The 7,826-nt window shown below is 73.0% G+C and carries 7 protein-coding genes; 6 read left to right on the top strand and 1 reads right to left on the bottom strand.

The features are described 5' to 3' along the window. A partial coding sequence (locus tag ABZ260_RS41705) for a cellulose binding domain-containing protein (protein ID WP_355628805.1) occupies positions 1 to 306 on the bottom strand: 306 nt, incomplete at its 3' end. Between the two features lie 494 nt (positions 307 to 800). Here ABZ260_RS41705 and ABZ260_RS41700 point away from each other — a divergent pair. The 6 genes from ABZ260_RS41700 to ABZ260_RS41675 form a co-directional block, all read left to right on the top strand. Further along, complete coding sequence (locus ABZ260_RS41700; RefSeq protein ID WP_355568350.1) at positions 801 to 1,790, top strand: LLM class flavin-dependent oxidoreductase; 990 nt, start codon at positions 801 to 803, stop codon at positions 1,788 to 1,790. A 364-nt stretch (positions 1,791 to 2,154) separates the two neighbouring features. After that, a complete protein-coding gene (locus ABZ260_RS41695) occupies positions 2,155 to 3,714 on the top strand; it encodes an ABC transporter substrate-binding protein (protein WP_355628802.1) in 1,560 nt (519 codons plus the stop codon). Next, complete coding sequence (locus ABZ260_RS41690) at positions 3,711 to 4,907, top strand: hypothetical protein (protein WP_355628799.1); 1,197 nt, start codon at positions 3,711 to 3,713, stop codon at positions 4,905 to 4,907. The genes ABZ260_RS41695 and ABZ260_RS41690 overlap by 4 nt, the downstream gene beginning before the upstream one ends. Position 4,908: 1 nt before the next feature. Continuing rightward, entirely contained in the window at positions 4,909 to 5,841 is a 933-nt protein-coding gene (locus tag ABZ260_RS41685) for an ABC transporter permease (protein ID WP_355628796.1), read from the top strand. Beyond that, positions 5,838 to 6,644: an ABC transporter permease gene (locus tag ABZ260_RS41680; protein WP_355628793.1), complete on the top strand. Its 807-nt coding sequence runs from the start codon at positions 5,838 to 5,840 to the stop codon at positions 6,642 to 6,644. The genes ABZ260_RS41685 and ABZ260_RS41680 overlap by 4 nt, the downstream gene beginning before the upstream one ends. Continuing rightward, positions 6,641 to 7,826 (top strand): ATP-binding cassette domain-containing protein (locus ABZ260_RS41675; RefSeq protein WP_355628790.1); only part of this gene is annotated, 1,186 nt, incomplete at its 3' end. The genes ABZ260_RS41680 and ABZ260_RS41675, both read left to right, overlap by 4 nt.

Raw genomic sequence — 7,826 nt, 5'->3', positions numbered from 1 at the left:
GTTCTTGGCGGTGACGGCCTGGCCGCTCTGCGCCCAGGTGGCGCTCCAGCCCTGGGTGAGCTGCTGGGTGGTCGTCGGGAAGCTGAACCCGAGGGTCCAGCCGGTCAGCGGGTCACCGAGGTTCTTGACGGTCACGCTTGCGGTGAAGCCGCCCTGCCAGTCGTTGGTCGTGTAGGCGACGTCGCAGGCGACTGCGGCGTGCGCGGTGGCGGCTTGCCCGGTGGCAAGGCCGGCGGCGGCCACCAGCAGTGCCGCCGTGGTCGCCGCCCGATTACGCCAGGCGTGGCGACGCGAATTGACTCTCATGCGTGATCATCTCCAGGACGATGGTGGGAGCGCTCCCATAGTCCGGATGTTTCACCCGTGTGTACAGCTTGTTGCACGTCGGAGCCCCTGAATTAGGACCGTCCCGGCCCCTGACCTCACCGAACGGGTTTCGAACCCGATGAAAGTTTCAGACCGCTGTCCACGACCGGTCCAAAATGGTGCGCACCGGCCACCTGTGGGCGAACTCCGAGGCGCCGCGGATCTCGCCTCCAGATCGCCTCCGGAAAGCGCGTTCCCGAGTACCGTCACCGCAACACGGACCTGGAAGCCGTTCGCGGAGGACACGCCGCATGCGGGGAAGGTCAAGGCCAGGCTGAAGGGGGGTGGTGAGCTGAGGGCCGTTCACCCCCACCACGGTGGATTCCGGTTCCGTCCCGGCGAGCGGCGCTGAAATAACCGCAGCACCGGCGCCGTTGCACAGAACTCGAAGGGGTGCACGCTCCGCCCTCCCCGCGATGAAAGGCTTGCTCTCCATGGCTCTTCCACTCTCCATCCTTGATCTGGCGCACATCGGCGAGGGAGAGACGGCCGCCGACAGCCTGCGGGCCAGCGTGACCCTGGCCCAGCGCGCGGAGGAGTGGGGCTACCGGCGGATCTGGTACGCGGAGCACCACAACATGCCCACCATCGCGTCCTCGGCGACCAGCGTCCTCATCGCCCACGTGGCCGCGCACACCCGGACGATCCGCCTCGGAGCCGGCGGCGTCATGCTCCCCAACCACTCCCCGCTGACCATCGCCGAGCAGTACGGAACCCTCGAAACGCTGCATCCGGGGCGCATCGACCTGGGTCTCGGCCGGGCGCCGGGCAGTGACCAGCAGACCGCACGAGCCCTGCGCCGCGGCCCGATGGCCGCGGACGACTTCCCGCAGGACGTCTTGGAACTGCAGGGGTACCTGACCGGCGAGTCCCGGATCCCGGGCGTCGACGCGACGCCGGGCAAGGGCACCGACGTGCCGCTGTACATCCTCGGCTCCTCCCTGTTCGGAGCCAGGCTCGCCGCCGCACTCGGGCTGCCGTACGCCTTCGCCTCCCACTTCGCGCCGAACGCGCTCCAGGACGCCGTCTCGCTCTACCGGCGCGAGTTCAAGCCGTCCCGGCAACTGGATCGCCCGTACGTCATCGCCGGCGTCAACGTCCTCGCGGCCGACACCACGGCCGAGGCGCAGGAGCAGTTCCTGGCCATGAAGCGCAGCCGGGTCAGCCTGCTGCTCGGCCGGGGCCGGAAGTTCACGCCGGAGGAGGCGGACGGCATCCTCGCCTCCCCCGCGGGGCAGCAGATCCTCCAGATGGCCACCTACTCCGCCATCGGGACCCCGGCCGAGGTGACGGACTATCTCGACCGCTTCGCCGAGAACTTCCAGGCCGACGAACTGATCACCGTCTCGGCCTCCCCGGACCGGAAGGCCTGGCTGCGCTCCTTCGAACTCCTCGCGGAAGCCCGCGGCCTCCTCGCCACCTGACGTTCGACGGCGGCGTGAGCCGCCGAAACCCGGCGGACGTGGGCGGTCATCGCACTGGCAGGGCTTGGTCAGATGGGGACGGAGTGGGCGTGTCCGGGTAACACGCGACGGCAGGTGGGGCAGCCACACCAGCGCGTTCAGCGGAGAGCCGAGCACCGCCGCGCCCGCCCCGGTACGCGTTCAGCAGCTCGCCGACGAACCTGTCACGTTCCAGTGTGTCCATGCCGTGCACGGTCCTGCCCTGGTGGCGGGGGGCTCAACGCCCGGGTTCCACTGAGCAGAAACCCCGGCCGCTTTCCACAGAGTGAGAACGGGGACCCCGGGATTTCGGGTGCGGGCTCGCAGACTGGTGCCCGTGCTTCGATTGACCTCTGTACTAGCGTGCTGCGCCGTACTGCTCGCCGCCTGCGCGACCGCGGACGCCGAGCCGCCCGCCAAGGACTCCCTCACCGTGGGACTCGCCGCGCCGGTGAGCTGCCTCGACCCGCACCAGACCCCGCAGACCTCCAACCTTCAGGTGTCGCGCCAGCTCGTGGACTCGCTCACCGACCAGGACCCGCGCACCGGAGAGATCGTGCCGTGGCTCGCGACGTCATGGAAGGTCGACAAGCAGGCCAAGCGGTTCACCTTCACCTTGCGCGACGGTGCGACGTTCAGCGACGGCGCGCCGCTGGACGCCGTCGCGGTCGTCGCCAACCTCGACGACATCTCCAAGCTCGGCGCGCGGTCCCCGCTCGGCTCGGGCTACCTCGCCGGGTACGAGGGAGCCTCCGCGCCCGACGCGAAGACCGTCGAGGTGCGGTTCGGCGCCCCGAGCGCGCAGTTCCTCCAGGCCACCTCGACGGTGACGCTCGGCATGCTCTCCCCGGGCACGCTCGGGAAGACCCCTGAGCAGCGCTGCGCGGGCGCGCTCGCCGGCTCCGGGCCGTTCGTGCTCGGCCAGGTCGCGCTCAACGAGGAGGTACGGCTCTCCGCGCGCACCGGATACGCCTGGGCGAGCGAGCTGGCCGCCCACCAGGGCGCCCCACGCGTACGCGCGCTGACCTTCGCCATCGTCACCGACCCGAGCGCCAGGCACGGCAGCCTCTTCTCCGGGCAGCTCGACGCCGACCTGCAGGTGCTCCAGCAGGACCAGCGGTCCTTCGGCGAGCAGGGCCCCCGGCTGCTGTCCGCCACCCGGCCCGGCATCGTGTTCACGCTGCTGCCCAACGAGTCACGGCCCGCGCTGGGCGATCCCGCCGTGCGGCGGGCGATCGGCGCCGCCCTTGACCGGTCGCGGTTCGCACCGCTGCTCGCGGCGGGCGAACGCCCGGCGACCGACGTGCTCGCCAGCACCACGCCCGGCCATGCCGACCGCTCCACCGACCTGGCGTTCGCGCCTGACGAGGCGGCCCGGCTGGCCGACGCGGCCGGCTGGCGGCGCGGCCCGGACGGCATGCGCGCCAAGGGGTCGCAGCGGTTGTCGTTCGACCTGGTCTACTCGGCCAACGAACCCTACGGCTCGGTGTACCAGCTCATGGCCCAGCAGCTCGCCGAGGCCGGGATCGAGCTGCGGCCGACGCCGCTCGACGACGCCACCAACAGCGCGCGGCAGGGCTCGGGCGACTACGACTTCGTCTCCTGGGCGGTGACCAGGGGCGATCCCGCGGTCCTCGCCAGCGTGTACCCGGTGAAGAGCGCGAACCCGCTGCGGCGCACTCAGCCGGACAAGGTGGACAGCACGATCGCCCGGATCGCCACGGTGCTCGATCCCGCCGAGCGCGCCGGCGCCGTGGAGGCCGCGGCGAAGGCGATCCTTTCCGGCGGCCACGGCATCCCGCTCTTCGAGCAGGCGTCGTCGGTGGGGCTCTCGGAGCGGGTGACAGGGGTCCGCCTCGACGCGTCGGGGCGACCGATCTTCCAGGACGCGGAGGTACGCGCATGACATGGAACGACTTCGCCGGAGGCCGCGCGGTGGATCCCGCGACCTTCGTCGCCGCCGCGAGCACGCTGCTGGAGTCGGCGGTCGCCGCCGCGGGCGGTGGCGAGGCCACCAGGGCCGACTTCATCGCCGGGCTCCAGGCCAGCCTGAGCACGTCCGGTCCCTACGGGACGCTGCGGCTGGACGCCGGGCTCGCCGACCAGGACGTCAGGGGCGAGCTGCGGGAGAACGCCATCGCGGTGTCCGAGGTGGTTCTGGACCTGGTGAGGACCGTGCCCGGCACGGGAGCGCCCGGCCCGTCGGACATTCACAGCAGTTGCGTGGGGTACACCTGGATTCCACCGGTGGTCGAACGGCTCATCGCCGGTCCCGGACTGCATGCCGCGCGCAACCTCTACAACGAGTGGCTGTGGCAGCTCGTGCTGCTGCGGGACGCCCTCATCCCGTTCACCGACCCGTCGCGGGTGCGGGTGCTCGCCGACGCCGACGGTCTGACCAGGCTCCAGGACTCCCGCGACTGGTTCGCCGTCCAGGTGATGACCCGGCGGATCGCCCACGCGGCGATCGTGCGGTTCGCCGCCGACGCCCTGACGGGCGGGCACGCCGAGGGGGCCTACGGGTTCCAGCACGGAGGCGCGGTGGTCCTGCCGCCGGTGGCCCTCGACGGCGAACTGCTCGGCCCGGCGTACCTGCTCGGCCTGCACGAGGGGACGCTGGTCGAGCAGGACACCGCGTACTTCGTCCAGGGGCAGGAGGACGGGGAGTCCGCAGGCACGCTGTCCGCCCCGGCGCGCGTGATCGGCGACGTCGAGGTGGTCAGCCTGACCGACCGGCTGGTCCCCGGCCCGCCGGGTCCCGGTGCGACCCGCACGCTCAGCCTGGTGGTGGGCTTCGACGGCCACGAGTGGACGGCCGACCTCGGGCGCGCGCTGCGCGGCCACCGCTACGCCGCCCGCCCGGCCGCCTCGAAAGACTCGCCGGCCACGGCCACGGCCACGGCGATCGACGCCTGGTCGGGATGCGCGGTGCTGCGGCAGGACGGGGAGGTGGCGGTGCCCGAGGGCGGCGTCATCCCGACCGGGGGGCAGCGCGCGCTGACCCTCACGCTGCTCGGCAGGCTCCGGCCGGGCAACGTGGTGCTCTACACCGGCCAGGAGGTCGGCGGGCAGCGGATCCTCCTGGACATCCGGAGCTGAGATGACCCGGTTCGTGGCGCGGCGCCTCACGCAGGCGGCGGCCGTGGTGCTGGCGGCCTACACGCTCACCTTCGCGGCCTTCAACGTCCTCCCCGCCGATCCCGTGCGGATCATGATGGGGCCGGAGAACGGGGTGGACGAGGCCCGGGTGGCCGCGCTGCGGGCCGAGTACGGCCTGGACCGCCCGGCGGTCGAGCGCTATCTCGACGGGTTGCTCGACGCCCTGCGCGGCGACCTTGGCACGTCGTTCCAGACCGGGCGGGAAGTCGGCGCGACGATCGCCGAGGCAGCGCCGCGCACCCTCGCGCTGGCGGGCGGCGCGCTGCTGGTGGCGCTCCCGCTCGGTTTCCTGATCGCCTGGTCCGCCGCGCACACCCGGCACATGTGGCTGCGCCGCCTGCTCGGCGCGCTGCCCAGCCTGTCGCTGTCCGTCCCGACCTTCTGGCTCGGCCTGGTGCTGTTGCAGGCGTTCTCGTTCGGGCTGCCACTGTTACCCGCCCGGGGCGAGGACGGGCTCGCCGGTCTGGTGCTGCCCGCCGTGACGCTGGCGGTGCCGTCGTCGGCTTTCGTGGCGCAGGTGCTCCTCGAACGGCTGACCGTGGAGATGCGGCAGCCGTACGTCGACACCGCGCGAGCCAAGGGCGCGTCGCGGGCGCGGGCGGTGACGGCGCACGCGCTGCGCAACGCCGCCATGCCCGCGCTGACGATGATCGCGCTGCTGGCCGGCTGGCTGGTGTCCGGGTCGGTCGTGGTGGAGACAGTCTTCGCGCGCAACGGGCTCGGCCGGCTGATCGAGTCCGCGGTCACGACCCGGGACCTGCCCATGCTGCAGGGCCTGGTCGTGGTGGCCACGGCGGTCGTCACGCTGCTGACGCTCGCGGTGGACGTGGCGCATCCGCTGGTGGACCCCCGGCTGCGGGAGCGTGCCGCATGACGTTCGCGCGGCGGCTCGGCGTCGTGCCGTCGGCGCTCGTGTTGCTGGCGGCCATGGCCGCCGCGCTCGCGCCCACCCTGTTCTCCCCCGCCGACCCGCTGCGCGGCGATCTCACGCAACGACTGCTCCCGCCTGGGGGCGGGCATCTGTTCGGCACGGACGAACTGGGCAGGGACGTGTTGTCCAGGGTCGTGCACGGATCGGCCCCCTCGCTGCAGGCCGCCGTCATCGCGGTGGGCATCGCCGTCATCGCCGGCTCGGCGATCGGGTTGGTGGCGGGAACCGCACGGGGGCGGCTGGACGACCTGGTCATGCGCGCGGTGGAGGTGCTGCTCGCCGTGCCGTCGTTCCTGCTGGTCCTCGTGGTCGTGGCGGTGCTCGGGCCGGGGACGCGCGAGGTGGCCGTCGCGGTCGGCGTGTCGGCCGCGGCGGTGTTCTCCCGGATCATGCGCACCGAGGTCATCAGGGTCCGCGGGTCCGGGTACGTCGAGGCCGCCGCGGTGTGCGGGACCGGGCGCCCCACCGTGCTGCTGACCCACGTCCTGCCCAACGCCGCGGGGCCGCTCACCGCGCTGGCGACGCTCGAACTGGGCAACGCCATCCTCACCGTCGCCGCCGTGAGCTTCCTCGGCTTCGGGGCCCCGCCGCCAGCGCCCGAGTGGGGCTCGCTGATCGCCGCGGGGCGCTCGTTTCTCGCCTCGGCGTGGTGGCTGACGACCGTGCCCGGTCTCGTCATCGTCACCGTGGTGCTCGCGGTCAACCACCTTGGACACGTACTGCGCACGCGATCGGAGAGACGATGACACCCCTGCTGACCGTACGCGGCCTGACCGTCCGCTACGGGCCGTCCGGGCGCGGCCGGCCGGCCGTGGACCGCGCCGATCTGACGGTGGAGGCCGGGCAGATCGTGGCGGTGGTCGGCGAGTCGGGGTCGGGCAAGTCCACGCTCGCGCACGCGCTGGCCGGCCTGCTGCCGGACACGGCCAGAGTGACCGGCGGCGGGGTCACCTTCGGCGGCGAGCGGGTGGACGGCCTGCGGGAGCGGGCATGGCGGCGACTGCGCGGACGGCGGATCGCGTTCGTGCCCCAGGACCCGGGGACCGCGCTCAACCCGCTGATGACCGTGCGTGCCCAGCTCGCCGAGGCCCTGCGGCTGACCGGGACCCCTCGGCCTGGCGAGGCCGCCCTTGAGGACGCGCTCGGCCGCGTGGGCATCCCCGACCCGGCGGCGGTGCTCGACCGCCACCCGCACCAGCTCTCCGGCGGCTTCCGGCAGCGGGTGCTGCTGGGCATGGCGCTCGCCGGACGGCCCGGGCTGCTGATCGCCGACGAGCCGACCTCCGCGCTCGACACCACCGTGCAGAAGACCGTGCTCGATCTCATTCAGAAGGTCGCGGCCAGGGACGGCACCAGCATTCTCCTGATCACCCACGACCTCGGCGTCGCCGCGGACCGCGCGGACCGCGTGGCCGTCATGACCGAGGGGCGCGTCGTGGAGGAAGGCCCGGCGGAGCGGGTGCTCGGCAGTCCGGAGGCGGCCTACACCCGGCTGCTGCTCGACTCAGCCCCCCGGCCGCTGACCGGGCCCGCGCCGATCGCGGGAGACCCGCTGCTCGCGGTCCGCGATCTGCGCAAGGTGTACCCGGGCGGCACGGTCGCGGTCGAGGGCGCCTCGTTCACGCTGGACCGGGCGGGCACGCTTGGGCTGGTCGGCGCGTCGGGGTCGGGCAAGTCGACCATCGCCCGCATGATCACCGGGCTCGTCGAGCCGACGGGCGGGAGCGTACTGCTGGACGACGCGCCCGTCAGGGCCGGCCGGGTGCAGTTCGTCGCGCAGAACCCGTACGCGTCGCTCGATCCGCTGATGAGCGTGGGCCGGATCATCGCCGAACCACTGCGGGCGCTGCGCGCGGGCACCCGGGCGGAGCGCCGGGAACGGGTGCGACGCCTGCTGGAGGACGTCGCCCTGCCCCCCGAGGTGGCCC

The sequence above is a fragment of the Streptosporangium sp. NPDC006013 genome (assembly GCF_040614275.1).
Taxonomy (GTDB): domain Bacteria; phylum Actinomycetota; class Actinomycetes; order Streptosporangiales; family Streptosporangiaceae; genus Streptosporangium.
Note: the sequence above shows the minus strand (reverse complement) of the source record. Positions and strands in the feature narration are given on the sequence as shown.

Coding starts and splice junctions, on each gene's coding strand:
- ABZ260_RS41700 (WP_355568350.1), top strand. CDS start 801: ATGGCTCTTCCACTCTCCATCCTTGATCTGGCGCACATCGGCGAGGGA.
- ABZ260_RS41690 (WP_355628799.1), top strand. CDS start 3,711: ATGACATGGAACGACTTCGCCGGAGGCCGCGCGGTGGATCCCGCGACC.
- ABZ260_RS41685 (WP_355628796.1), top strand. CDS start 4,909: ATGACCCGGTTCGTGGCGCGGCGCCTCACGCAGGCGGCGGCCGTGGTG.
- ABZ260_RS41680 (WP_355628793.1), top strand. CDS start 5,838: ATGACGTTCGCGCGGCGGCTCGGCGTCGTGCCGTCGGCGCTCGTGTTG.